Genomic DNA, 23555 nt, shown 5'->3' on the forward strand with positions numbered 1-23555 from the left:
AAAGTAGACTGCGTAACCGCGGTCGGCTCCGCGACGCGCACTTGCACCCTTGCCGAAGCACGCCACGACGTTGGGTATCGTTGCTGGTCAAACTTGACCCCTCGGATGGGTGCGCGGGTCATAGGAAGTGGATCTCATCCAGGAGAACAGGACGAAAATGGCTGAGCAACCGACTAGCCCGACGAAGACGCGCACGCGTTCGGAGGACATCCAGGCGCATTACGACGTCTCCGACGACTTCTTCGGCCTGTTCCAGGATCCGTCCCGGATCTACAGCTGCGCGTACTTCGAGCGCGACGACATGAGCCTGGAAGAGGCCCAGTACGCCAAGATCGACCTGAACCTGGACAAGCTGGACCTCAAGCCGGGCATGACCCTGCTGGACATCGGCTGCGGGTGGGGCACCACCATGAAGCGCGCCGTCGAGCGGTTCGACGTCAACGTCATCGGCCTGACGCTGTCGAAGAACCAGCACGCCCGCGCCGAGGCGCTGCTCGGTTCCGTCGACAGCGACCGCTCGCGGGAGGTCCGCCTGCAGAACTGGGAGGACTTCAACGAGCCCGTCGACCGCATCGTGTCCATCGAGGCCTTCGAGCACTTCGGCCACGAGAACTACGACGACTTCTTCAAGCGGACGTTCGACATCATGCCCGACGACGGCCGGATGACCGTCCAGAGCAGCGTCAGTTACCACCCCAGCGACCTGCACGCCCGTGGCAAGAAGCTGACGTTCGAGACGGCGCGGTTCATCAAGTTCATCGTCACCGAGATTTTCCCGGGCGGCCGGCTGCCGTCCACCCAGATGATGGTCGATCATGGCGAGAAGGCCGGATTCGTTGTGCCCGAACCGCTTTCGCTGCGGCCGCACTACATCAAGACGCTGCACATCTGGGGCGACACACTGGAGTCGAACCGGGACAAGGCCATCGAGGTCACCTCCGAAGAGGTGTACAACCGCTACATCAAGTACCTGCGCGGCTGCGAGCACTACTTCGCCGACGAGATGCTCGACGTCAGCCTGGTCACCTACCTCAAGCCGGGTGCCTCCAACTAGTCCGGCCTGACATCTGCGCGCCTGTCGGATTGGCGCTGCGCGGTTCGTCGAGTAGGTAGAGAGTGGAGCACAGGGCTTCGCTCACTACCGGAGGTGACGACCATGCAGTACTTCGCCTTGTTGATCAGCAAGGAGCAGGACCGTGCGCCCGACGATGCCGCCACCGCGATGGCGGCCTTCGAGAGCTTTCACCAAAAAGCCGGCTCGGCCATCAAAGCCGGTGACGCGCTGGCCCCGGCCGCGGCCGCGGTGGTGGTCACCGGCGGTCCGGACGCCCCGGTGGTCACCGACGGCCCCTTCGCGGAGACCGCCGAGGTGGCCTGCGGCTACTACGTCTTCGAAGCGGAAAACCTGGACGAGGCGCTCGCGCTGGCCCGCGACGTCCCGGTGGCCGCATTCGGGGCGGTCGAGCTGTGGCCGGTGGTCCACTCGATCGAGCCGTCGCGCAAGCTGACCGGCAACGACTGGCTCGCGCTGCTGTTGGAGCCGGCCGAATCGGCACACACCCCGGGCACGCCGGAGTGGGAGGCGACGGCCGCCAAGCACGCGGACCTGCACGCCGCCGCCGGCGATCACGTGATCGGCGGTGCGGCCCTGCACGACCGGTCCACGGCGACGACGGTTCGGGTGCGCGACGGCGAGGTCCTCATCACCGACGGGCCCTACGTCGAGGGCGCCGAGATCGCCACCGGCATCTATCTGCTCAGCGCCACCGATCGCGACGAGGCCGTCAAGATCGCCTCGATGATTCCCGCCTCGACCGTGCAACTGCGCCAGCTGGCGGGCGTCTCCGGCCTGTAGCCGATGGCCGACCTGGACGGCGTCTTCCGCCGGGAATGGGGACCGGCCGTGGCCGCGCTCGCGCGGTGGTCGGGTGACCTCACCGTCGCCGAGGACGCCGTCCAGGAGGCCTGCGCCGAAGCGTTGCGCACCTGGCCGCGCGACGGGGTGCCCGCCAACCCCGGTGGATGGCTGGTGACCGTCGGCCGTAACCGCGCCCGGGACCGGCTGCGCCGCGAATCCGCGCGTCCCGGAAAGGAATTGGCGGCGGTGGTCGACGATATTCGGACTCGCACCGATCACACCGAACCGCATCCGGTTCGCGACGACGAGCTGCGGATGATGTTCACCTGCGCCCACCCGGCGCTGGACCGACAGTCACAATTGGCGCTGACGCTGCGGCTGGTGTCGGGTTTGACCGTCGGCGAGATCGCCCGCGCGCTGCTGCAGACCGAGACGGCGATCGGGCAGCGGATCACGCGCGCCAAGAATAAGATTCGGCACGCCAACATCCCGCTGCGGGTGCCGCCCCCCGACTTGCTGCCCGAGCGCACACCGCACGTGTTCGGTTGCGTCTATTCGGTTTTCACCGAGGGCTATTGGTCGACCGCGGGCCCCTCGGCCGTCCGCGACGACCTGTGCGACGAAGGGATCCGGCTGGGCGGGGAGTTGTGCGTGCTGCTGCCCGACGAGCCGGAGGCGCACGCCTTGTCCGCGCTGATGCTGCTGCACGATTCGCGGCGCGCCACCCGGGTGGACGAGGCCGGCATGCTGGTGCCGCTCGAGGACCAGGACCGGCGCCGGTGGGACCGGGGCCGCATCGCGCGCGGTCTCGAGCGGTTGCGTCACGCTGAGGGCTCGACGGGCCCCTATCTGCCCCAGGCGGTGATCGCGGCGCTGCACGCCACGGCGCCGTCCTGGGAGCAGACCGACTGGGTCACCATCTGCGCCGCCTACGACCGGCTGCTCGCGCTGACCAACTCGCCGGTGGTGGCCGCCAACCGGGCGCTGGCCCTCGGATTCCGCGACGGCCCCGACGCCGGCCTGGCCGCCCTGGACGAGGTGGCACGCGACCCGCGGCTAACCCGCACCAATCTGAGCGCGACCGTGCGCGCCGACCTGCTGCGGCGCGCCGGCAGACCCGCCGACGCGCTGCCCTGGTATCGAGCCGCGTTGGAGTCCAACGGATCGGACCCGGGCCGCGAGTTTCTGCGGCGGCGCATCGTCGAGTGCGGCGGATAACCCGCCCGGGCTCAGGACTCCGCGAAATTGCGGGTGACGGCGGGGTCCACCGGGATACCCGGGCCGGTCGTCGTCGAGACCACGATCTTCTTCAGGTAGCGGCCCTTGGACGCGGACGGCTTGAGCCGCAGCACCTCGTCCAGCGCGGCGCCGTAGTTCTCGGCCAGCGCCTTCTCGTCGAACGAGGCCTTGCCGATGACGAAGTGCAGGTTGGCCTGCTTGTCCACCCGGAAGTTGATCTTTCCGCCCTTGATGTCGGCCACGGCCTTGGCGACATCGGGGGTCACGGTGCCGGTCTTGGGGTTCGGCATCAGGCCGCGGGGGCCGAGCACCCGGGCGATGCGACCCACCTTGGCCATCTGGTCCGGGGTCGCGATCGCGGCGTCGAATTCCAGCCAGCCGCCCTGGATCTTCTCGATCAGGTCGTCGCTGCCGACGATGTCGGCGCCGGCGGCCTGCGCCTGCTCGGCCTTGTCGCCGACGGCGAACACGGCGACGCGGGCGGTCTTACCGGTGCCGTGCGGCAGGTTGACCGTGCCGCGGACCATCTGGTCGGCCTTGCGGGGGTCGACGCCGAGCCGGATCGCCACCTCGACGGTCGAGTCCTGCTTGCTCGACGACGTCTCCTTGGCGAGCTTGGCCGCCTCCAGCGGGGAGTAGAGGTTGTCGCGGTCCACCTTCTCGGCGGCGGCGCGATATGCCTTGCTGTTCTTGCTCATTGATTCATCCAATCCGATGTTGGGTCGTGGTTGTCTGGTGTCGGACTCCTCCTCAGGCCGTTGCCGGCCTGCATCGTCGTCCGACGGCGGGCCGAAGCTGGCCCTCCCACGGTGGTGGTGCGGGTGTTACTCGACGGTGATACCCATCGACCGGGCGGTGCCGGCGATGATCTTGGCGGCCGCGTCGATGTCGTTGGCGTTCAGGTCGGCCTTCTTGGTCTCGGCGATCTCCTTGACCTGATCCCAGCTGACCTTGGCGACCTTGTTCTTGTGCGGCTCGGCCGATCCCTTGCCCACGCCGGCGGCCTTGAGCAACAGCTTGGCGGCGGGCGGCGTCTTGAGCGCGAAGGTGAAGCTGCGGTCCTCGTAGACCGTGATTTCCACCGGGATGACCTGGCCGCGCTGGTTCTCCGTGGCGGCGTTGTACGCCTTGCAGAACTCCATGATGTTGACGCCGTGCTGACCGAGCGCGGGCCCGACCGGCGGCGCCGGGTTGGCCTGCCCCGCCTGGATCTGAAGCTTGATCAGCCCGACGACTTTCTTCTTCGGGGCCATGAGATTGTGCTGTTCCTTCCTGGTTTTACGCCCGGCGTATGCGCCGGTTAGAGCTTGGAGACTTGGCTGAAGGTCAATTCGACCGGGGTTTCGCGGCCGAAGATGGACACCAGCACCTTGAGCTTCTGCTGTTCGCCGTTGACCTCGCTGATCGTGGCGGGCAGCGTCGCGAACGGGCCGTCCATGACCGTCACCGATTCGCCGACCTCGTAGTCGACCTCGATGGCCGGACGTTCCAGCCCGCCGACCTCGGCGGCGGCCGCCGTGGTGGCCGCACCCTTGGCGGCCTTCTTCGTCGCGCCGCGCGGCAGCAGGAACTTGACCACGTCGTCGAGGGTCAGCGCCGACGGACGCGAGGTGGCCCCGACGAACCCGGTGACGCCGGGGGTGTTGCGCACCGCGGCCCACGAGTCGTCGGTCAGGTCCATGCGCACCAGGATGTAGCCGGGCAGCACCTTGCGGTTGACCTGCTTGCGCTGGCCGTTCTTGATCTCGGTGACCTCTTCGGTGGGCACCTCCACCTGGAAGATGTAGTCGCCGACGTCGAGGTTCTGCACACGGGTTTCGAGGTTGGCTTTGACCTTGTTCTCGTAGCCCGCATAGGAGTGGATCACATACCAGTCGCCGGGCTTGGAGCGCAGTTCGGCCTTGAGCGCGACGGCGGGGTCGACGTCCTCGTCCTCGGCCGGCGCCTCGGGCGCCTCGGTGGCCTCGGCCGTCTCGTCGACAGCTTGGTCCGCAGTCGCCTCGGTGACCTCGGCGGCCGCAGAGGTATCCGTGGCCTGCGCCTCGGCGGCCTCGTCGGTCCCTTTCAGGTCGACCGCTTCACCCGCGGACGGGTCACCGTCGAAGGTAGTCACGGTTTGAGTCCTCTCTGTCACATTCAAAAGCGGCGTCACATTCAAAAGCGGCGTCACTCGCTCAGCCGAACACCAGCAGCACCAGCTTGGTCAGGCCGAAATCCGCCAGGCCGACCAGCGCCACCATGAAGGCCAGGAAAGCCAGCACAACGGAGGTGTAAGTGAGCATCTGCTTGCGGTTGGGCCAGATGACCTTCCGCATCTCTGCAACGACCTGCTTGAGGTAGTTGTAGACGAACACGAAGGGGTTGACCCGGTGGTCGCCGGCCTTCTTGGGCTTGGCGGCCTTCTTGGCTTTGGCGCCCTTTTTGGTCTTCTCCGGCGTCGCGGCTTCGACGTCGTCCGGCGATACGGCGTCCTCGCCGGCCTCGGCCGCCCGCTGCCGGGACCGCTTGCCCGTGGGGCGCTGGGGCCGCGTCACCACCGCCGTCCGACCGCCGCTCGCGCGGCCGTCCTCTTTGTCAGTGCCGTCGCTTGCGGCGTCGTTGGCAACATCGCCTTCGTCGCTCACCGCATGCTCCTTTGTCTGCTAGTCACTCGCGAACCATCCCGCCGAAGGTGGGAACCTTCTTCCAGTGTCCACCATGCCAGGACGTTCGCCATTAGCAGGGGCGACAGGACTTGAACCTGCAACCTGCGGTTTTGGAGACCGCTGCTCTGCCAGTTGAGCTACGCCCCTTCGCGGTTGGCAGGCCAACCTGCGCTTACCTACCGGGGCTTACATGACACGCGCGCCTTCCGATTGCTCGACTCACGGAAAGCGCGCTAATGCTGGGAAAACCCCGAGGACCGAGTGTACATCGACGCGAGAGTCAGATACTAATTACGCCGTTCTGACGACCTGACCGGAGTCCGGGTCCCAGCGCAGGTTCGCGGAGTTGTCGGCGTACTGGCCCATCAGCGTGGTGTAGGCCTCCAGGACCACTTCACCCTTGTCGTCGGTGCAGATGTTCTTGGTGACGACGATGTCGGCGCCGAAACGCTCGTCCACCGACAGGATGTCCATGCGGGCCCACAGCTTGTCGCCGGCCTTGATCGGCTTGGAGAACACGAACCGCTGGTCGACCTGGACGATCACCAGCGTCTCCATGCCGATGTCGACGTGCCGAAAGAAATCCAGCTGGACCAGCTTGGCGAAGATGGTCCCGAAGGTCAGCGGCGCGATGATCGCGTCGTGGCCGAGTTCGGCGGCGGCGTCTTCCTCGTAGTGGGCCGGGTGGCGGTTCTTGATGGCAAGCGCGAACTGGCGCAGTTGTTCCCGCCCCACAACGAAGTAGTCCGGGTAGCGCCAGATCATCCCCCGGATGTCTGTTTTGAGCGCCATAGCCTACGCGAGTGTCGCGGACGCGATGGCCCTGCCGAAGATCTTCTTGCCGCCGGTGGTGGCGGTGAGCGCGATGGTCACGGACTTGGTCTCGGGGTCGGCGGACTTGACCCGGCCATTGAAAACCAGCTCGGCGCCCTTACCGTCGTTGGGCACCGGCACCACGGCGGTGAACCGCACGTTGTACTCGGTCACGGCGCCGGGGTCGCCGATCCACGCGGTCACGTAGCCGCCGCCGATGCCCATGGTCAACATGCCGTGCGCGATCGCGGTGTCCAGGCCGACGACCTTGGCCATCTCGTCGTCCCAGTGGATCGGGTTCAGGTCACCAGAGACGCCCGCGTAATTCACCAGGTCCTGTCGGGTCAGCGGGTAGGTCTTCTCCGGCAATAGGTCACCCACCTTCACCGAGCTGAACTCACGCAGTGGCATCAGAAAATCCCTCTTCTCCATCCTCGCCGGCACGGCCCGCGAGGGTCGTGTAGGTCTCTTGCACGACGTCACCGGCTTCATTGGTGATGACATTCTTGGTGACGATGATCTGGGTGCCGTGCGACACACGCATCGAGTCCACGTAGACGTCGCAGTACAGCTTGTCCCCGGCCACCAGCGGAGCGAAGTACTTCAGCACCTGGTCGACCTGCACGATTTGGGCGTCCTGGACGGCGACGTTGGCGTGCTTGAAGAAGGCTGTCTGCGCCTGATAGCCGAAGACGGAGACGAACGTCAACGGCGCGATCAGACCCCTGTAGCCGAGTTCGGCGGCCGCCTTTTCCTCGAAGTACCAGGCGTCGTCGTTTTTCACGGCCGTCGCGTGTTCGCGGATCTTCTCCCGCTCCACCTCGTAATGATCGGGGTAGCGATAGTGCATCCCCACCAGGCTTGAACTTAACGGCACGATTCTTAAACTACCTAGTCAATCGGAGTAAACGCCCGCGGGTGGCCGCTAGCGTGTCTCCCGATGCGCCTGGTGCTTACCGCAGTTGGGGCAGAACTTCTTCAGCTCCAGTCGGTCCGGGTCGTTCCGGCGGTTTTTCTTGGTGATGTAGTTGCGGTGCTTGCACACCTCACATGCCAAGGTGATCTTCGGCCGTACATCGGTACTGGAAGCCATGACGGTTCTCTCTCAATTCCTGAATAAAGCTTTGCTGTTGTGTTGTAGCGATGGCCGGACTCGAACCGGCGACCTAACGATTATGAGTCGTTCGCTCTAACCGACTGAGCTACATCGCCTCTGGCCACCCCTTGTGGGGTCGGGGCCGCCACGCCTGCTCGGCGTCCGCCGAGCCCCCTAACGGAATCGAACCGTTGACCTTTTCCTTACCATGGAAACGCTCTACCGACTGAGCTAAGGGGGCCGTGCACCCGAAGCGATCTCCTCCGCGCGGGCCTAAAAGAGGGTACAGCCTGGCTTGCAGCGGAACCAAACCACGCGAAGCCCCGTTGGGGGCGGGTCGTGGGCAACCGCGGCTCACCCGGCGATCGGCGAAGCCGCGGCAAACGTCAGCTGCCGCCGGACCGGTGCCCGGGCTGCCAGGCGCCCAGGTCGCTGAACTCGTCGTACTCGTCGTCCTGTTCGACGGAATCGCTTTCGTTGAGCAGGGTCCGCAACGCGAGATTGACGGCCTCGCGCGCGTCGAGGAGATGAAACCGGCGGATCGCCTCATCGACCAGATCGACGTCCAGCTCGATTTCAACCTTCTTCTTCATGCGCCAACAATACCCAGCGGACACCGGCCCAACGGGCCGCAACCGGCCGTGTGAGCCGAGGCCCTAGTCTGGTCACGTGCCAGAGGACCGGCTGTACTTTCGCCAACTGCTCTCCGGTCGCGACTTCGCCGCCGGCGACATGATGGCGACGCAGATGCGCAACTTCGCCTACCTGATCGGCGACCGGCAAACCGGCGACTGCGTCGTCGTCGACCCGGCGTACGCCGCGGGCGACCTGCTCGACGCGCTCGAGGCCGACGGCATGCACCTGTCGGGGGTGCTGGTGACCCATCACCACCCCGACCACGTGGGCGGATCCATGATGGGCTTCGCGCTGGCGGGCCTGGCCGAACTGCTGGAGCGGGCACCCGTGCCGGTGCACGTCAATACCCATGAGGCACTGTGGGTTTCGCGTGTCACCGGGATAAGCCGCAGCGACCTGACCTCCCACGAGAACCATGACAAGGTCAGCATCGGCGACATCGAGATCGAGTTGCTGCACACCCCCGGCCACACGCCGGGCAGCCAGTGCTTCCTGCTCGACGGCCGCCTGGTCGCCGGTGACACGTTGTTCTTGGAGGGCTGCGGGCGCACCGACTTCCCCGGCGGCGACTCCGACGAGATGTACCGCAGCCTGCAGCGGCTCGCGACCCTGCCCGGTGACCCGACCGTGTTTCCCGGCCATTGGTATTCGGCGGAGCCCAGCGCCTCGCTCTCGGAGGTCAAGCGTTCCAACTACGTGTATCGGGCCGCGGACCTCGACCAATGGCGAATGCTGATGGGCGGCTGAGCGGCCCGGGGATCGCTCGGTGATGGCCATCCGGCGGCCGCCTTCTGTGATATAAGCGGAGGGTGGATTCCATGGGTTGGATCCAGGACAGCTGGCATGAAGTCACGCACGTCGGGTCCGGCACCTGGATTGCGTGGGCAGCGTGGGCGGCGATCGTCCTGGCAGTGGTCACGCTGGTCTTCACCAACAGCCAGATCAACCGCAATCGCCGCGCGGCGGCCGAGCAGACCCGCCCGCACGTCGCGATGTTCATGGAGCCGCATTCGGCCGACTGGCACGTGATCGAGCTGGTGGTCCGCAATTTCGGCCGGACCGCGGCCTACGACATCAGCTTTTCCTTTGACAATCCCCCCACGGTGGCCGAGTACGAAAACGCCACCGACGGCTACGCCGACGTCGTCGAATTGCGGCTTCCCAGCGAGCTGCCGATGCTGGCCCCGGGCCAGGAATGGCGCATGGTGTGGGATTCCGCGCTCGACCGCGCCGAGATCGGCAGCGGCATCGAATCCCGCTTCACCGGCACCGTGACCTATTACGACCGGCCGGATCGGCCGCACGCCCGGCGGTTCTGGCAGCGCGAGCGTTCGCCGCTGCAGACCGACGTGGTGCTGGATTGGGACGCTCTGCCGCCCGTGCAGCGCATCGAGTTGATGACCACCCATGACCTGGCGAAGCGGGAGAAGGAGAAGCTGGAGCTGCTGCGCGGCCTGCTGACCTACTTCCACTACGCCAGCAAGGAAACCCGTCCCGAGGTGTTCCGCAGCGAGATCGAGCGGATCAACGCCGCGGTCCGGGAAACCCAGGACCGATGGCGCACCCGCCAACTCGACGAACCCACCGATGTCAGCCTGCGCTGGAGTAACGCCGAAGACGACCTGGGCAAACACCACAGCCAGCCCGCCTGACGGCAAGGAGCAACCGATGACCGCCCCGGTTCACTACAGCACCAAAGACTCCATCGCCGTCATCAAGATGGACGACGGCAAGGTCAACGCGCTGGGCCCGACCATGCAGCAGGCGCTCAACGACGCGATCGACCGGGCCGAGGCGGACAACGTCGGGGCGCTGGTGATCACCGGGAACGAGCGGGTGTTCAGCGGGGGCTTCGACCTGAAGATCCTCACCTCCGGCGAGGTGCAGCCCGCGATCGACATGCTGCGCGGCGGATTCGAGCTGGCGCATCGCCTGCTGTCCCATCCGAAGCCGGTGGTGATGGCCTGCACCGGCCACGCCATCGCGATGGGGGCGTTTTTGCTGTCGGCGGGTGATCACCGAATTGCCGCGCACGCGTACAACATCCAGGCCAACGAGGTCGCGATCGGTATGGTCATCCCCTATGCCGCCCTGGAAATCATGAAGCTGCGGTTGACGCCGTCGGCCTACCAGCAAGCCAGCGGGCTGGCCAAGACCTTCTTCGGTGAAACCGCCCTCGCCGCAGGCTTTATCGACGAGATCGTGTTGCCCGAGGTGGTGGTCGACCGCGCCGAGGAGGCCGCGCGGGAGTTCGCCGGGCTGCATCAGCGCGCGCACGCCGCCACCAAGCTGCGCGCCCGCGCCGACGCCCTGGCGGCCATCCGCGCCGGCATCGACGGGATCGAAGCCGAATTCGGCGTGTGATCTGCTAAGGGCGTCCGCCCGCCTCGGTTCGCGTGCCGCTGCCGGGGAAGTCACCGGAATGACCATAGATCGCATCGCGGACCCGTGGGGAACGCGGACCCCGCAGGTCTTGATGAGCTGAAACGGCGAACGCGGTGGCCGCCAATGGCCGCCACCGCGTTCAGCTCGCCTCCTCGACGCCAGTCTGGCACGTGCGCGGCGTGCCGTCACTTCACTCGGCAACTCCGTGTCAGTCGTCGGCCGCAACCCATTGATAGGGAAGGAATTTCCCGTCGAACGTCACCACGACACGGTCGCCGGACGGGTGCGGCTTCTTCTGCACGTCGAGGCTGAAGTTGATCGCGCTCATGATGCCGTCGCCGAACTGCTCGGCGATCACCTCCTTGAGGGCGCCGCCATAAACCTGCAGGGCCTCGTAGAAGCGGTAGATGGTGGGGTCGGTGGGGACCGCGGTGGGCAGTCCGCCGCGCATGGGCGGCGCCGCCAGCACCGCTACCGCGGACTCGTCGAGCTTGAGTTTTTCGGCCAGAACCTTGGCCTGCTCCACCGGAATCGGATGCTGGCCGAGCAGCGCGGCGGTGGTCCACAGCAGCGGCCGGTCGATCGCGTCGGCCAGCTCCTGCCACGTCAGCCCTTGACGGAGCCGGGCTAAAACGACCTGTTCGGTGATTTCGGTTCTGTTCATAGCGCTCAAGCATGCCCTGCGGTCCGGCCCGGCGCAGTCGCGCGCTTCGGCATACTCAAACGTTATGGCTGAAGTGGTCGATCCCCTGCTGCTGGGCCAGCGCGTGGTGGCAAGGGAAGCGTAGTTGCGCCGAGCCGTGTCCGGACCACTGATGCTTCGCCGTTTCAGCTAGCGCATGCGCTAGCTGAAACGGTGGCGATATCTACCCACCCCCTGCCGGATACAGCTCCCTACCCGCCCGGGCTCATTCCGGCTTGGTGGCGGTGACCAAGCGGGTGGAGAACCAGGGGCCGCCGTACCACATGCGCCAGCCGAGATTGCGCCGCCGCACGTTGCGCCAGCCGAGTTCGCGCAGCCGGGCGGCGTGTTGGCGCGTCTCCCACAGGTCGGCGATGGCGAGCCGCCCGCCCGGCCGCAGCACGCGCGCGGCTTCCTCGAGCGCCCGGCGCCGGCCGGCGTGGCCGGGGATGTTGTGGATGGCCAGGTTGCTGACGATCACGTCGACGCTTACGTCGGCGAAGGGCAGCGCGGTCATGTCCGCGGTGTGCAATTCGATCCGATCGGCGACGCCTTCGGCCACCGCGTTGGCCAGCGTGGCCCGCTCGGAGTTGTCGGTCTGGTCGGCCTGCCACAGGTCGACGCCGATCGCGCGGCCCCGGGGCAACCGCTTGGCCGTCGCCAGCAACACCGCGCCCCGGCCGCAGCCGAGGTCGAGCACGGTTTCGTCGCCCGCCAGGCGCAGGTCGCTGAGAACCCGGTCCCAGACCACGAATTTTCCGGCCCGGGTGGCGTACATGTACAGGGCGACGGCGCCCGCGACGCCGGCGGACGACACCGCGGCCAAGGCCGCCCGCAGCCGCTTGCCGCGCGCCCAGCTGATTCCGGCGAACGCGGCCAGGCCGGCAGCCTGAGCGGCGATGCCTACTGCCTGCGCGCGCGGCGACACGGTGTGAAAGGAACCGTCTATTCCGTAGTCGCCGCGATGGTCGTGCACGCCGATCATCTTACGACCAAGGCGCCGAAGGTTTTTCACCGTGCGCGCTACCAACGGCCGTGGTGTACCACCTCGGCGAACGGCCGCCGGTTCGGCTTGCGGATCGGCGCGAGCGGGCGATCGGCGGGGTAGCCCAGGCCGAGCAGGAAAGCCACCAGGTACTCGTCGGGCACGCCCAAAATGGCGCGCGCCTTGTCCTGCTCGCCCACCGACGAATGACCGGTCCCGATCCCCAGGTCGGTGGCGGCGATCATCATCGCCATGGTGGCCTGGCCGACGTCGTAGTTGTCGGTCACCACTCGGCGCTCGTCGGGCGGCACCGGGACCACGATGGCGATCGCGGCCGCCGCCCCGGCGATGTGACCGGCGCCCCGCCAGACCGTGGACAGCTCGGCCAGCTGGTCGCCGTCGGTGACGATGACGAAGTCCCACGGCTGGCGGTTCTTCGCCGAGGGCGCGCGCCAGCCCGCTTCGGCGATGCGGTCCAGGTCCTCGGCCGGTATCGGCTTGCGCTGGTACTCCCGGACATTGCGACGTGCACGAATCGCGTCCCAAGCTTCCATCTGGTTGCCTCCAGTAACTGTTTTCCCGCGTCAACCGGCGTAGGATCTGGTGAATTCCCAGGTGGCGATTGCGCGTTCGCCCGCAGTCTAGCCGCGACACATGTGAGTGCACGGGCGCCAACGCAGCCAAACACCTTGGGCCACAGCTCAACACGTTCTGCGCGAGACGGCCGCGGTTGCCGGCCGGTTGGGTTTGACTATCGCGTTTCCGGGAAGCCGGGGTGAACCAAATGAGCGGCCCGCTCGTCAACAACCGAATGGCCCCGAGTCAGAAAGGCGGGTACCCGCCGTGGCAGAGCACCTGACGCCGCACTTCGAAGAGGTCCAGGCCCATTACGACCTGTCCGACGACTTCTTCCGGTTGTTCCTCGACCCCACCATGACGTATAGCTGCGCGTACTGGGATCGCAACCGGGACATATCGCTGGAAGAGGCGCAACTGCGCAAGATGGACCTCTCGCTGGGCAAGCTGGGCCTGCGACCGGGCATGACGTTGCTGGACATCGGGTGCGGCTGGGGCGGCACGATGCGCCGCGCGCTGGAGAACTACGACGTCAACGTCATCGGTCTGACCCTGTCCGAGCACCAGGCCGCGCACGTGCAGAAGCTCCTCGACTCGTTGGACACCGAACGCAGCAAGCAGGTGCTGCTGCACGGCTGGGAAGAGTTCGACGGGTACGCCGACCGGATCGTCTCCATCGGCGCGTTCGAGCACTTCGGCTACGACCGCTACGACGACTTCTTCGCGATGGCCCACCGCACCCTGCCCGAGGACGGGGTGATGCTGTTGCACACCATCACCATGCTGACCCCGCAGCAGATCGTCGAGCGTGAGCTGCCGATGACCGAGGAGCAGACGAGCTTCAACGAGTTCATCGCCACCGAGATCTTCCCGGGCGGCCAGCTGCCGGCGATCGAGATCGTGGAGTTCCACGCCTCGAAGATGGGCTTCAACCTGAAACGCAGGCAGTCGCTGCGGTTGCACTACGCCCGCACCCTCGACCACTGGGCCGAGGCCTTGCAGGCGCACCACCGCGAGGCCGTCGAGATCCAGTCCGAAGAGGTCTACCAGCGCTACATGCGGTACCTGACGGGCTGCGCCGACGCATTCCGGGCCGGATACATCGACGTCAACCAGTTCACGCTGGCGAAGTAGGCCACCGCGTCGGTATCGGGGTTTATCGTGACACCGCAATGCCGCTTCATCTGCACCGTGCCGAGCGCACCGATCTCCTGGCCGACGGCCTCGGCGCCCTGCTGGCCAACCCGTTGCCCGACCCGTTCGCCACCGAACTGGTCGTGGTGCCCGCGCGCGGCGTGGAGCGTTGGCTCAGCCAGCGGCTGTCCCATGTGCTCGGCGCGCGCGGCGGCGACGGGGTGTGCGCCGGGGTGGCGTTTCGCAGCCCGGGCTCGTTGATCGCCGAGATCACCGGCACCGCCGACGACGATCCGTGGTCACCGGACGCCATGGTGTGGCCCCTGCTGGAGGCGATCGACTGCTCGCTGGACGAACCGTGGTGCCGCACGCTGGCATCGCATGTCGGTCATTTCCACACCGGCGCGGAGGCCGAGCTGCGCCAGGGCAGGCGATACGAGGTCGCGCGCCGGCTGGCCGGGCTGTTCGACTCCTACGCCCGGCAACGCCCGCAGCTGCTCGTCGACTGGGGCAACGGGGACATCGGTGATCTCGACGAGGACCTGCACTGGCAGCCGCAGCTGTGGCGGGCGCTGGTCGCGCGGGTCGCCGCCGACCCGCCGCACGTCCGTCACGGGAAGACCATCGCGCGGCTGAAGGCGGCGCCCAGCGCGCTGCCGCCGCGGCTGTCGCTGTTCGGGCATACCCGATTGGCCCGCACCGACGTCGAGCTGTTGGAGGCGGTGGCCGCCCACCACGAGCTGCATCTGTGGCTACCGCACCCCAGCGACGAGCTGTGGCGCGCGCTGGCCGGCGCGCATGGCGCGATTCCCCGGCGCGACGACGTCAGCCATCGCGCGGTGTCCCATCCGCTGCTCGCGACGCTGGGACGCGACCTGCGTGAACTGCAACGCAGCCTGCCGGCGGACGCGCGGACGGACGACTACCTACCCGGCGACGTCCGCCCGGACACGCTGCTCGGCTGGCTGCAGTCCGACATCGCCGCCAATGCCGTTCGCCCACTTGGGCGCACGCTGGCCGCCGACGACCGATCGGTGCAGATCCACAACTGCCACGGTCCGGCCCGCCAGGTCGACGTGCTGCGCGAGGTGCTGCTCGGCCTGTTGCAGGACGACCCGACGCTCGAGCCGCGCGACATCCTGGTGATGTGCCCGGACATCGAGACCTACGCGCCGCTGATCGTGGCCGACTTCGGCCTGGGCGACGTGGTGCACGGCGCGCATCCGGCCCACCAGCTGCGCGTGCGGCTGGCGGACCGCTCGCCGATCCAGACCAATCCGCTGCTGGGGGTGGCCGCGCAGCTGCTGGCGCTGGCGGCCGGCCGGGTGACGGCCAGCGAGGTGCTCAACCTGGCGCAGGCCCCGCCCGTGCGTGCGCAATTCGGGCTCACCGACGACGATTTGGAGGCCATCACCCGCTGGGTCCGGCAGGCCAACATCCGGTGGGGATTGGATCAGCAGCATCGCCGGCCCTATCACGTCGACTTCGTACACAACACATGGCGTTTCGGCATCGACCGGATCCTGGCCGGCGTCGCGATGTCGGACGATTCGAACGCGTGGATCGACGCGACGCTGCCACTTGACGACGTCAGCAGCAATCGCGTCCAATTGGCCGGCCAGTTCGCCGAATTCGTCGCGCGGCTCCAGCATGTCCTGGACTCGCTCACCGGCGCCCGGCCGCTGACCGAATGGCTGGCCACCCTGACCGACGGCGTCACGATGCTGACCCGGGTCAGCGATGCGGACGCCTGGCAGACCGGTCAGATGCAACGCGAGTTCGCCCAGACCGCCGCGCACGCCGGATCCCGCGGCGACACCCCCCTGCGGCTGGCCGACGTTCGCGCGCTGCTGACGCGGCGCCTCTCCGGTCGGCCGACCCGGGCCAACTTCCGCACCGGCACCCTCACGGTGTGCACCATGGTGCCGATGCGCTCGGTGCCACACCGGGTGGTGTGCCTGGTGGGCCTCGACGACGGGCTGTTCCCACGGCTCGGCATCGTCGACGGTGACGACGCGCTGGCCCGCTGCCCGATGACCGGCGAACGCGACATCCGTTCCGAGGACCGGCAACTGCTGCTCGACGCGATCGGCGCGGCCACCGAGAAATTGGTCATCACCTACACCGGCGCCAACGAGTACTCGGGGCAGCCGCGTCCCCCGGCGGTGCCGCTGGCCGAACTGCTCGACACCCTCGACGTGACCACGCCGGTCAAGGTGCGCGACCGCATCGTCGTCCAACATCCGTTGCAGCCCTTCGACATTCGCAATGTGATCCCTGGCCGGCTGGTGCCGGACGTGCCGTTCAGTTTCGACCCCACGGTGTTGCGCGCGGCACGCGCCACCGCCGGCGACCACAGCGCACGACCGAAATTCATCTCGGCGCCGCTGCCCCCACCGCCGGCGGACGACGTCATCCTCGCCGACCTCGTCGGCTTCTTCAAGGATCCGGTCAAGGGCTTCTTCCGCGCGCTGGAATTCACGCTGCCCTACGACGTCGACGGCGTGCAGGACGCGATCCCGGTCGACATCGACGGCCTCGAGGAGTGGACGGTCGGCGACCGGATGCTGGGCGACATCCTGCGCGGCATGACACCCGACGATGCGCGGCAAGCCGAGTGGCGCCGCGGCACGCTGCCCCCGGGCCAGCTGGGCTGGCGCAAGGTCACCGAGATCCGGGACCAGGCGGCACTGTTGGCGCGCGAGGCGATGCGTCACATGGAGAGTCAGCGCCCGGCGGCCGCCTACGACGTCGACGTCGACCTCGGCGGCGGGCGACGCCTCACCGGCACGGTGTCACCGGTGTACGGCGACCGGTTGGTGTCGGTGACGTATTCCCGGCTGGACGGCAAGCATCTGCTCGAATCGTGGATCCCATTGCTGGCGTTGGTCGCTCATGACCCCGGCCGGGATTGGTCGGCGGTGTGCATCGGCCGCATGCGCCGGGGGACCACCACCCGGGTGGAGGGCCTGGGGCGGCCGCGCGAGGGTGAGGACGCCACCGAGATACTGCGCGAGCTGGTGGCGGTCTACGACGCCGGGCGGCGTGAACCGATTCCCTTGCCCATCAAGACGTCCTACGCCTGGGCGGCCGCCCGGCACGGCGGCGAGGACCCGGTGACCGAGGCCCGTTACCGGTGGAGATCCAGTGACCGCTTTCCGGGTGAGGACCAGGCCCCGGCGCACGTGCGGGCGTGGGGAAAGGGAGCCCCGCTCGACGAGCTGATGCAACCCGTGCGGCCGGGCGAGGAGTGCGACGGCGAGGACAACCGGCTCGGCGCCTACGCCGCCCGGGTCTGGCTGCCGATGCTGCGCGCCGAGCGGGAGCCGGTGTAGATGGAACGCTTTGACCTGTTGGGTCCGCTGCCGGCCGAGCGGTCCACCACGGTGCTGGAGGCCAGCGCGGGAACCGGCAAGACTTTCGCGCTGGCTTCGCTGGTGACCCGATATGTCGCCGAGGGCGTGGCGGCGCTGGACCAGATGCTGCTCATCACCTTCGGCCGGGCCGCCAGCCAGGAGCTGCGCGAACGCGTCCGCTGTCAAATGGTCGACGCGGTACGCGCTTTCGCCGATCCGTTGACCGTCGGCGACAACCAGGTGGTGGCGCACCTGCTCGAGGGCACCGACGAGCAGCGCGCGGCGCGCCGGCAGCGTCTCCGTGACGCGCTGGCCGGTTTCGACGCGGCGACGATCGCCACTACCCACCAGTTCTGCCAGCTGGTGTTGCGCTCGCTCGGCGTGGCCGGCGACACCGCCGCGAGCGTGACGTTGCTCGACAGCCTCGATGACCTGGTGACCGAGATCGTCGACGATCTGTACCTGGCCCACTTCGGCCAGGAACGCGACGATCCGGTGCTGCACTACCGCGAGGCGCTGCGGCTGGCCCGCGAGGTGGTGAAGAACCCGTCGACCCAGCTGCGGCCGCGCGACCCGGATCCGGACTCGCGGGCCGCCGTCAGCCTCAGGTTCGCCAATGATGTTCTGGCCGAACTGGATACGCGTAAGCGGCGGCTGGGCGTGCTCGGCTATGACGACCTGCTGATCCGGCTGGCCGAGGCGCTGGCCACCGAGGGCTCTCCCGCCCGGCTGCGCATGCATCAACGCTGGCCGATCGTCATGGTCGACGAGTTCCAGGACACCGACCCGGTGCAGTGGCAAGTGATCGACCGGGCGTTCAGCGGGCGCTCCACCGTGATTCTCATCGGCGACCCGAAGCAGGCGATCTATGCGTTTCGCGGCGGTGACATCGTCACGTATCTGCGGGCGGCCGAGACGGCGGGCCAGCGCAAAACGCTGGACACCAACTGGCGCAGCGACTCCGCGCTGCTGCAACGGTTGCAAGTGGTGCTGCGCGGCGCGCAGCTCGGTGACCCCGCGATCGTCGTGAACGACGTCGACGCGCATCACCGCGGCCACCGGCTCGCCGGTGCGCCGCACAACGAGCCGTTCCGGCTGCGCGTGGTGGCGCGGAAGACGTTGGGCCGCCGCGGTATTGCGAACCTTCCGATCGACCAGGTGCGCGAGCACATCGGGGCGGACCTCGCGTCGGACATCCGCGCGCTGCTGGCCAGCGGTGCCACCTTCGGCGGCAGACCGCTGCAGGCCCGCGACATCGCGGTGATCGTGGAGAAGCACCGAGACGCGCACGCCTGCTTCACCGCGCTCTGCGATGCGGGCGTTCCCGCGGTCTACACCGGCAACTCCGACGTGTTCACCTCCGAGGCGGCCGAGGACTGGCTGTGCCTGCTGGAAGCCTTCGATCAACCGCACCGGCCCGGCATGGTGCGCGCGGCCGCGGCGACGATGTTCTTCGGCGAGACGGCCGAGTCGCTGGTGGCCGGCGGCGACGCGCTCACGGATCGGATCGCGAAAACCTTGCGGGAGTGGGCCGGTCACGCCCGCGAACGCGGCGTCGCGGCCATCTTCGAGGCCGCTCAATTGCTGGGCATGGGCAACCGCGTGCTCGCCTGGCAGGGCGGCGAGCGGCACATGACCGACCTGGCCCATGTCACCCAGCTGCTGCAGGATGTCGCGCACCGCGAGCACTACAGCCTGCCCGCGCTGCGCGATTGGCTGCGCCGGCAGCGTGACGAGCGCAGCGGCGCGCCGGAACGCAATCGCCGGCTCGACAGCGACGCCGCCGCCGTCCAGATCATGACCGTCTTCGTCAGCAAGGGCCTGCAGTACCCGATCGTGTACCTGCCGTTCGCGTTCAATCGCAACACCCAGGACAGCGACGTGGTGCTGTTCCACGATGAGGACGGCACGCGTTGCCTGCACGTCGGGGGCAAGGACAGCCCCGACTTCAAAACCGTTGAGCGACTGGGCCGCAAAGAGGACGCCAGCGACGACAGCCGCCTGACCTACGTCGCGCTCACCAGGGCGCAGTCCCAGGTGGTGGCGTGGTGGTCGCCGGCGTACTACGAGCCCAACGGCGGCCTGTCGCGGCTGCTGCGCGGCCGCCGGCCCGGCGAGCCGGTGGTGCCGGACCGGTGCGAACCCGCGAAGGTCTCCGACGACGACGCCCTGGCCCGGCTGCGCGAGTGGGAGGCGGCCGGCGGCCCGGTCATCGAGGAGTCGCTGGTGGCGGCGGCCCCGACGCTGCCCGCCGGGCCGGTGCCCGCGCGCCTGGAGAATCGCCACTTCCACCGCGGCATCGACACCGGCTGGCGGCGCACCTCGTATTCCGGTCTGATCCGGGCGGCGCAAACCAGCGGGGTGGGCAGCGAACCCGAAATCGACGAGCTTGACGACGAAGCCGGCGACATCCCGTTGGTGTCCGCGGTGTCCGGGCCGGACGTGCCCTCGCCGATGGCCGACCTTCCCGCGGGCGCCACGTTCGGCACGCTGGTGCACGCCGTGCTGGAGACGGCCGACCCCTTCGCTGCGGACCTGGCCGCCGAGCTGGAGGCGCACATCCGGACGCACTCAACGTGGTGGCCGGTTGCCGTTGCCCCCGAGGAGCTGGCCGCGGCGATGGTGCCGATGCACGACACGCCGCTGGGTGCGTTGACGGGCGGGATCACGCTGCGCCAGATCGGATTGTCAGACCGCCTGCGCGAGCTGGACTTTGAGCTGCCGCTGGCCGGCGGCGACCGTCGGTCGACGGCTACCCCGGTCCGGCTGGCGGATCTGGCGCCGCTGTTGCGCGAGCACCTGCCGCACGACGACGTGCTGGCATCGTATGCCGACCGGCTGGCCGAACCGGGCCTGGGCGATCAGTCGCTGCGCGGATACCTCACCGGTTCCGTCGACGCCGTGCTCCGCGTTCCGGACGGCACCGGGCACCGGTTCGTGGTGGTGGATTACAAGACGAACCGGCTCGGGGAACCGGAGCGACCGCTGACCGCCGCCGACTACGACCGGCCACGGATGGCCGAGGCGATGTTGCATTCGGACTATCCGCTGCAGGCGCTACTGTATTGCGCTGTGCTGCACCGGTTTTTGCGGTGGCGGTTGGCGGATTACGACCCGAGCCGGCATCTCGGCGGCGTCCTGTATCTGTTCCTGCGGGGCATGTGTGGTGCCGACACGCCGGTGCTCGACGGCCACCCGGCGGGGGTCTTCGATTGGCGGCCGCCCTGGCCGTTGGTTGCGGCGCTGTCGGACCTGCTCGACGCGCGGGGGGTGGCCGCGTGACGGTCGAAGCGATGTTCGCGACCGGGCTGCTGCGCACGTTCGCCGATGCCGGCGTTTTCGAGACCGCCGATATCCATGTCGCGCAACGGCTTACGGCACTCACCGGCGAGCCCGACGAGCGGGTGGCGCTCGCGGTCGCCCTGGTGGTGCGCGCGCTGCGGGGCGGGTCGGTGTGCGTCGATCTGCGCGCGGTACCCGCGCAGGTGAGTGCGCCCGACCTGGCCTGGCCGGAGGCCGACGACTGGATGGCGGCGGTGCGGGCCAACGCAATGCTGCAGACGCCGCCAGTGCTGAGGCTGCTCGGGGATCTGCTGTACTTCGACAGGTACTGGCTCGAGGAAGAGCAAGTGTGCACCGACCTGCTGGCGCTTTCGGTGACGCCCGCCAGCGTCGAATCAGCCACCTACGACCGGCTTTTCCCGTCCGGGTACAACGAGCAGCGGGCCGCCGCCGAGATCGCGGTGTCGCAGGCGCTGACCGTGTTGACCGGCGGGCCCGGGACCGGCAAGACCACCACGATCGCCCGCCTGCTCGCCCTGCTGGTCGAACAGGCCGAGCGTGCCGGCCGGCCCCGTCCCCGGATCGCGCTGGCCGCACCGACCGGCAAGGCGGCGGCCCGGCTGGCCGAAGCGGTGGCCGCGGGAATCCAGGAGCTGCCCGCGGCGGACAGGGCGCGGCTGACGGGTCTTCCGGGAACCACGCTGCATCGGCTGCTGGGGCCCCGGCCGGATACGTCGGTGCGGTTCAAGCACAATCGCGGCAATCGGCTGCCACACGACGTCATCGTGGTGGACGAAACGTCGATGGTGTCGTTGACCATGATGGCCCGGCTGGTCGAAGCCGTCCGGCCGGACACCCGGCTGATCCTGGTCGGCGACCCCGACCAGTTGGCCTCGGTGGAAGCGGGTGCGGTGCTGGCCGACCTGGTGGACGGGTTGGCCGGTCGCGACGATGTCCGGGTGGCCGCCCTGCGCACCCCGCACCGATACGGCACGTCGATCGGCGCCCTGGCCGAGGCGATCCGGGTCGGTGACGCGGACCGTGTCCTGGAGTTGTTGACGGCAGGCGGTGAACACGTCGAGTGGGTGGACTCCGAGCGCCCGGCCGGCCGGTTGCGTGAGGTGCTGGTTGCGCACGCGTTGCGGCTGCGCTCGGCCGCGCTGCTGGGCGCGGTGCCACAGGCCTTGGCCACCTTGGACGAACATCGCTTGCTGTGTGCGCACCGCGAGGGGCCCTACGGCGCGACGCACTGGAATAGCCAGGTGCAGAAGTGGATTGGCGAAGCGACCGGACAGCCGGCCTGGTCCCAGTGGTATGCCGGGCGTCCCCTGCTGGTGACGGCGAACGACTACGGGCTGCGCCTCTACAACGGCGACACGGGCGTGACGGTGGCCGGCGCGGACGGGCTGCGGGCCGTCATCGCCGGCGCGACCGGCCCGCTGGATTTCGCGACCAGCCGCCTCGGCGAGGTGGAGACCATGCACGCCATGACCATCCACAAGAGCCAGGGCAGCCAGGCCGACGAGGTGACGGTGCTGATACCGCCGGAGGATTCGCGACTGCTGACGCGCGAACTGTTCTACACCGCGGTGACGCGCGCGAAGACCAAGGTGCGGGTGGTGGGCCCCGAGGCGTCGGTCCGCGCGGCGATCGAACGCCGGGCGCTGCGGGCCACCGGGTTGCGGCAGCGGCTGCGGTCGGTCAGGTAAGTGCGGGGCCGGCCTGGCCAGCGCTTTGGTAGCGTGCCCGCCAGCGCGCCCGCCGTGTGTGCGCCGCGGCTGAAACCGAATATGTACACCGCGTCGCCGGGCGGCCAGTGCTCCATTACTTACCAGTATGCTTGTGCCACATTGTCTTTCAGGCCCGACCCGAACGCCTTCTCGGTCAGCAGTGCGAACCAGCGGCGTTCCCGGGGGCCCCGCACCGCCCCGTGTTGGAAATAGCCGGATGGGGTGGGCGGGCAGCGGTGCGGAAGAATCGCGGTCGACATGGACGACGACGACGCTCCCGCACCGGCACCGCGGCCCGGCTCGCGGCGTGCCCACATCGCGCGGCTCGCCGTGTTCGCCGCGTTTCTGGCCGTGGTCTTCTATCTGGTGGCCGTGGCGCGGGTGATCAACATCGACGAGATCCGGGGCGTGGTGTCGGCCACCGGGCCGGCGGCGCCGCTGACCTACGTGGCGGTCTCGGCGGTGGTCGGCGCGTTGTTCGTTCCCGGCTCGATACTGGCCGCGGGCAGTGGGTTGCTGTTCGGTCCGCTGCTGGGTGTCTTCGTGACGCTGGGCGCGACGGTGGGCACCGCGATCGTCGCCAGTTTCGTCGGTCGTCGCGCCGGCCGCGACAGCGCGCGCGCACTGCTGGGCAGCGCCCGGGCCGATCGCATGGACGCCCTGATCGGGCGCGGCGGGTTGTGGGCGGTCGTCGGCCAGCGCTTCGTCCCCGGCATCTCCGATGCGCTCGCCTCCTATGCGTTCGGGGCTTTCGGAGTTCCGGTGTGGCAGATGGGTGTTGGGGCCTTTATCGGTTCGGCGCCACGGGCATTCGCCTACACCGCGCTGGGCGCGTCGATCGGGAATCGGTCGTCGCCGCTGGCCTACGCAGCGATTGCGGTGTGGTGCGTGAGCGCGATCGTCGGCGCGTTCGCCGCGCATCGCGGCTACCGCAAATGGCGTGGGCACGCGGGCGACGACGGAGAGCGAAACCCGGCGTCCGAATCCTAGGGCCGCTGGCGAACGTCGGTCGCGGGCGGCCCGGATTTGTCGGTGGTGGCTGTGATGATGGCGTCATGTCCCCGACCGCGACTGCAGCCAGCGTCGAAGCGTCCCCGAAGGAACGTCTCGGGGAGCTCTTCGACGAACTGGCGGAGTT

The 23555-nt window shown here is 68.3% G+C and carries 22 protein-coding genes, 3 tRNA genes and 2 pseudogenes; 11 read left to right on the top strand and 16 right to left on the bottom strand.

The features are described 5' to 3' along the window. Positions 1 to 157 precede the first annotated feature (157 nt). From mmaA4 to A5622_RS21875, 3 genes are all read left to right on the top strand, one after another. A complete protein-coding gene (gene mmaA4 / locus A5622_RS21865; protein WP_066869222.1) occupies positions 158 to 1054 on the top strand; it encodes a hydroxymycolate synthase MmaA4 in 897 nt (298 codons plus the stop codon). A gap of 102 nt (positions 1055 to 1156) precedes the next feature. Next, positions 1157 to 1855 carry a YciI family protein gene (locus A5622_RS21870; RefSeq protein ID WP_066881193.1) on the top strand — a complete coding sequence of 233 codons (699 nt, stop codon included), beginning with the start codon at positions 1157 to 1159 and terminating at the stop codon, positions 1853 to 1855. 3 nt (positions 1856 to 1858) lie between these two features. Next, positions 1859 to 3076, top strand: a complete 1218-nt coding sequence (locus tag A5622_RS21875) for an RNA polymerase sigma factor (protein ID WP_066881172.1) — start codon at positions 1859 to 1861, stop codon at positions 3074 to 3076. Positions 3077 to 3087: 11 nt separating this feature from the next. Here the strand turns inward: A5622_RS21875 and rplA are convergent, their stop codons facing one another. The 12 genes from rplA to A5622_RS21935 all read right to left on the bottom strand — a co-directional run bounded on the left by rplA (position 3088) and on the right by A5622_RS21935 (position 8244). Then, entirely contained in the window at positions 3088 to 3795 is a 708-nt protein-coding gene (rplA, locus tag A5622_RS21880) for a 50S ribosomal protein L1 (RefSeq protein ID WP_066881174.1), read from the bottom strand. 126 nt (positions 3796 to 3921) lie between these two features. Beyond that, positions 3922 to 4350 carry a 50S ribosomal protein L11 gene (gene rplK / locus A5622_RS21885; protein ID WP_003873569.1) on the bottom strand — a complete coding sequence of 143 codons (429 nt, stop codon included), beginning with the start codon at positions 4348 to 4350 and terminating at the stop codon, positions 3922 to 3924. Positions 4351 to 4397: 47 nt separating this feature from the next. Continuing rightward, positions 4398 to 5210 (bottom strand): transcription termination/antitermination protein NusG, encoded by an 813-nt coding sequence (gene nusG / locus A5622_RS21890; protein WP_066881175.1) that lies wholly within the window; start codon positions 5208 to 5210, stop codon positions 4398 to 4400. Positions 5211 to 5271: 61 nt separating this feature from the next. Further along, positions 5272 to 5721, bottom strand: coding sequence for a preprotein translocase subunit SecE (gene secE, locus A5622_RS21895; protein WP_066881176.1), 450 nt, complete (start codon positions 5719 to 5721; stop codon positions 5272 to 5274). A gap of 95 nt (positions 5722 to 5816) precedes the next feature. Continuing rightward, positions 5817 to 5889 (bottom strand) — tRNA-Trp (locus tag A5622_RS21900). A gap of 144 nt (positions 5890 to 6033) precedes the next feature. Continuing rightward, on the bottom strand, positions 6034 to 6534 hold the full coding sequence (gene hadC / locus A5622_RS21905; protein WP_066869205.1) for a (3R)-hydroxyacyl-ACP dehydratase subunit HadC: 501 nt from the start codon (positions 6532 to 6534) through the stop codon (positions 6034 to 6036). A gap of 3 nt (positions 6535 to 6537) precedes the next feature. Further along, a complete protein-coding gene (gene hadB / locus A5622_RS21910) occupies positions 6538 to 6966 on the bottom strand; it encodes a (3R)-hydroxyacyl-ACP dehydratase subunit HadB (RefSeq protein WP_065156429.1) in 429 nt (142 codons plus the stop codon). Beyond that, positions 6953 to 7405 (bottom strand): (3R)-hydroxyacyl-ACP dehydratase subunit HadA, encoded by a 453-nt coding sequence (hadA, locus tag A5622_RS21915; RefSeq protein WP_369806957.1) that lies wholly within the window; start codon positions 7403 to 7405, stop codon positions 6953 to 6955. Before hadA ends, hadB begins: the two co-directional genes overlap by 14 nt. A 75-nt stretch (positions 7406 to 7480) precedes the next feature. Next, on the bottom strand, positions 7481 to 7648 hold the full coding sequence (gene rpmG, locus A5622_RS21920) for a 50S ribosomal protein L33 (RefSeq protein WP_003898538.1): 168 nt from the start codon (positions 7646 to 7648) through the stop codon (positions 7481 to 7483). 45 nt (positions 7649 to 7693) lie between these two features. Next, positions 7694 to 7767: transfer RNA gene (locus tag A5622_RS21925), tRNA-Met, on the bottom strand. Between the two features lie 52 nt (positions 7768 to 7819). After that, positions 7820 to 7892 (bottom strand) — tRNA-Thr (locus A5622_RS21930). A gap of 145 nt (positions 7893 to 8037) precedes the next feature. Then, the gene (locus A5622_RS21935) at positions 8038 to 8244 is read right to left on the bottom strand and encodes a type II toxin-antitoxin system VapB family antitoxin (protein ID WP_066881178.1); all 207 of its coding nucleotides are present in this window, start codon (positions 8242 to 8244) and stop codon (positions 8038 to 8040) included. 76 nt (positions 8245 to 8320) lie between these two features. Between A5622_RS21935 and A5622_RS21940 the strand changes: the two genes are divergently transcribed. From A5622_RS21940 to A5622_RS21950, 3 genes and pseudogenes are all read left to right on the top strand, one after another. After that, positions 8321 to 9034, top strand: coding sequence for an MBL fold metallo-hydrolase (locus A5622_RS21940; RefSeq protein ID WP_066869198.1), 714 nt, complete (start codon positions 8321 to 8323; stop codon positions 9032 to 9034). Positions 9035 to 9105: 71 nt separating this feature from the next. After that, positions 9106 to 9959, top strand: a pseudogene (locus A5622_RS21945) (hypothetical protein). After that, positions 9956 to 10651 (top strand): crotonase/enoyl-CoA hydratase family protein, encoded by a 696-nt coding sequence (locus tag A5622_RS21950; protein WP_066881182.1) that lies wholly within the window; start codon positions 9956 to 9958, stop codon positions 10649 to 10651. The pseudogene A5622_RS21945 and the gene A5622_RS21950 overlap by 4 nt, the downstream one beginning before the upstream one ends. A gap of 229 nt (positions 10652 to 10880) precedes the next feature. On the opposite strand, the gene cynS is transcribed toward A5622_RS21950, so the two are convergent. The 3 genes from cynS to A5622_RS21965 all read right to left on the bottom strand — a co-directional run bounded on the left by cynS (position 10881) and on the right by A5622_RS21965 (position 12893). Continuing rightward, positions 10881 to 11336 carry a cyanase gene (gene cynS, locus A5622_RS21955; protein WP_066869190.1) on the bottom strand — a complete coding sequence of 152 codons (456 nt, stop codon included), beginning with the start codon at positions 11334 to 11336 and terminating at the stop codon, positions 10881 to 10883. Positions 11337 to 11580: 244 nt separating this feature from the next. Further along, positions 11581 to 12330 (bottom strand): class I SAM-dependent methyltransferase, encoded by a 750-nt coding sequence (locus tag A5622_RS21960; protein WP_066881195.1) that lies wholly within the window; start codon positions 12328 to 12330, stop codon positions 11581 to 11583. Between the two features lie 47 nt (positions 12331 to 12377). Beyond that, the gene (locus tag A5622_RS21965) at positions 12378 to 12893 is read right to left on the bottom strand and encodes a nitroreductase family protein (protein ID WP_066869187.1); all 516 of its coding nucleotides are present in this window, start codon (positions 12891 to 12893) and stop codon (positions 12378 to 12380) included. A 289-nt stretch (positions 12894 to 13182) separates the two neighbouring features. Here A5622_RS21965 and A5622_RS21970 point away from each other — a divergent pair, with 289 nt between their 5' ends. Genes A5622_RS21970 through recD form a run of 4 tightly spaced genes read left to right on the top strand, consistent with a single transcriptional unit; the run spans position 13183 to position 22396 of the window. After that, positions 13183 to 14049, top strand: coding sequence for a cyclopropane mycolic acid synthase family methyltransferase (locus tag A5622_RS21970; RefSeq protein WP_066881184.1), 867 nt, complete (start codon positions 13183 to 13185; stop codon positions 14047 to 14049). Between the two features lie 38 nt (positions 14050 to 14087). Next, positions 14088 to 17384: an exodeoxyribonuclease V subunit gamma gene (gene recC / locus A5622_RS21975; RefSeq protein WP_066881186.1), complete on the top strand. Its 3297-nt coding sequence runs from the start codon at positions 14088 to 14090 to the stop codon at positions 17382 to 17384. Beyond that, a complete protein-coding gene (gene recB / locus A5622_RS21980) occupies positions 17385 to 20687 on the top strand; it encodes an exodeoxyribonuclease V subunit beta (RefSeq protein WP_066881188.1) in 3303 nt (1100 codons plus the stop codon). Between the two features lie 11 nt (positions 20688 to 20698). After that, positions 20699 to 22396, top strand: coding sequence for an exodeoxyribonuclease V subunit alpha (gene recD, locus A5622_RS21985; RefSeq protein WP_066881197.1), 1698 nt, complete (start codon positions 20699 to 20701; stop codon positions 22394 to 22396). A 41-nt stretch (positions 22397 to 22437) separates the two neighbouring features. On the opposite strand, the pseudogene A5622_RS30855 reads toward recD, so the two are convergent. Beyond that, positions 22438 to 22512 (bottom strand): annotated as a pseudogene (locus tag A5622_RS30855) (phospholipase effector Tle1 domain-containing protein); the annotation flags it as partial. Between the two features lie 163 nt (positions 22513 to 22675). Here A5622_RS30855 and A5622_RS21990 point away from each other — a divergent pair. Next, positions 22676 to 23407: a TVP38/TMEM64 family protein gene (locus A5622_RS21990; RefSeq protein WP_066881190.1), complete on the top strand. Its 732-nt coding sequence runs from the start codon at positions 22676 to 22678 to the stop codon at positions 23405 to 23407. Positions 23408 to 23555: the final 148 nt, after the last annotated feature.

It is taken from the genome of Mycobacterium sp. 1245801.1 (assembly GCF_001673055.1).
Taxonomy (GTDB): Bacteria; Actinomycetota; Actinomycetes; order Mycobacteriales; family Mycobacteriaceae; genus Mycobacterium; species Mycobacterium europaeum_A.

Excerpts from the sequence above, each read along its gene's own strand:
- mmaA4 (WP_066869222.1), top strand. The coding sequence starts at position 158 with ATGGCTGAGCAACCGACTAGCCCGACGAAGACGCGCACGCGTTCGGAG.
- A5622_RS21870 (WP_066881193.1), top strand. The coding sequence starts at position 1,157 with ATGCAGTACTTCGCCTTGTTGATCAGCAAGGAGCAGGACCGTGCGCCC.
- A5622_RS21875 (WP_066881172.1), top strand. The coding sequence starts at position 1,859 with ATGGCCGACCTGGACGGCGTCTTCCGCCGGGAATGGGGACCGGCCGTG.
- rplA (WP_066881174.1), bottom strand. The coding sequence starts at position 3,795 with ATGAGCAAGAACAGCAAGGCATATCGCGCCGCCGCCGAGAAGGTGGAC.
- rplK (WP_003873569.1), bottom strand. The coding sequence starts at position 4,350 with ATGGCCCCGAAGAAGAAAGTCGTCGGGCTGATCAAGCTTCAGATCCAG.
- hadC (WP_066869205.1), bottom strand. The coding sequence starts at position 6,534 with ATGGCGCTCAAAACAGACATCCGGGGGATGATCTGGCGCTACCCGGAC.
- hadB (WP_065156429.1), bottom strand. The coding sequence starts at position 6,966 with ATGCCACTGCGTGAGTTCAGCTCGGTGAAGGTGGGTGACCTATTGCCG.
- hadA (WP_369806957.1), bottom strand. The coding sequence starts at position 7,405 with ATGCACTATCGCTACCCCGATCATTACGAGGTGGAGCGGGAGAAGATC.
- rpmG (WP_003898538.1), bottom strand. The coding sequence starts at position 7,648 with ATGGCTTCCAGTACCGATGTACGGCCGAAGATCACCTTGGCATGTGAG.
- A5622_RS21935 (WP_066881178.1), bottom strand. The coding sequence starts at position 8,244 with ATGAAGAAGAAGGTTGAAATCGAGCTGGACGTCGATCTGGTCGATGAG.
- A5622_RS21950 (WP_066881182.1), top strand. The coding sequence starts at position 9,956 with ATGACCGCCCCGGTTCACTACAGCACCAAAGACTCCATCGCCGTCATC.
- cynS (WP_066869190.1), bottom strand. The coding sequence starts at position 11,336 with ATGAACAGAACCGAAATCACCGAACAGGTCGTTTTAGCCCGGCTCCGT.
- A5622_RS21965 (WP_066869187.1), bottom strand. The coding sequence starts at position 12,893 with ATGGAAGCTTGGGACGCGATTCGTGCACGTCGCAATGTCCGGGAGTAC.
- recC (WP_066881186.1), top strand. The coding sequence starts at position 14,088 with ATGCCGCTTCATCTGCACCGTGCCGAGCGCACCGATCTCCTGGCCGAC.
- recB (WP_066881188.1), top strand. The coding sequence starts at position 17,385 with ATGGAACGCTTTGACCTGTTGGGTCCGCTGCCGGCCGAGCGGTCCACC.
- recD (WP_066881197.1), top strand. The coding sequence starts at position 20,699 with ATGTTCGCGACCGGGCTGCTGCGCACGTTCGCCGATGCCGGCGTTTTC.
- A5622_RS21990 (WP_066881190.1), top strand. The coding sequence starts at position 22,676 with ATGGACGACGACGACGCTCCCGCACCGGCACCGCGGCCCGGCTCGCGG.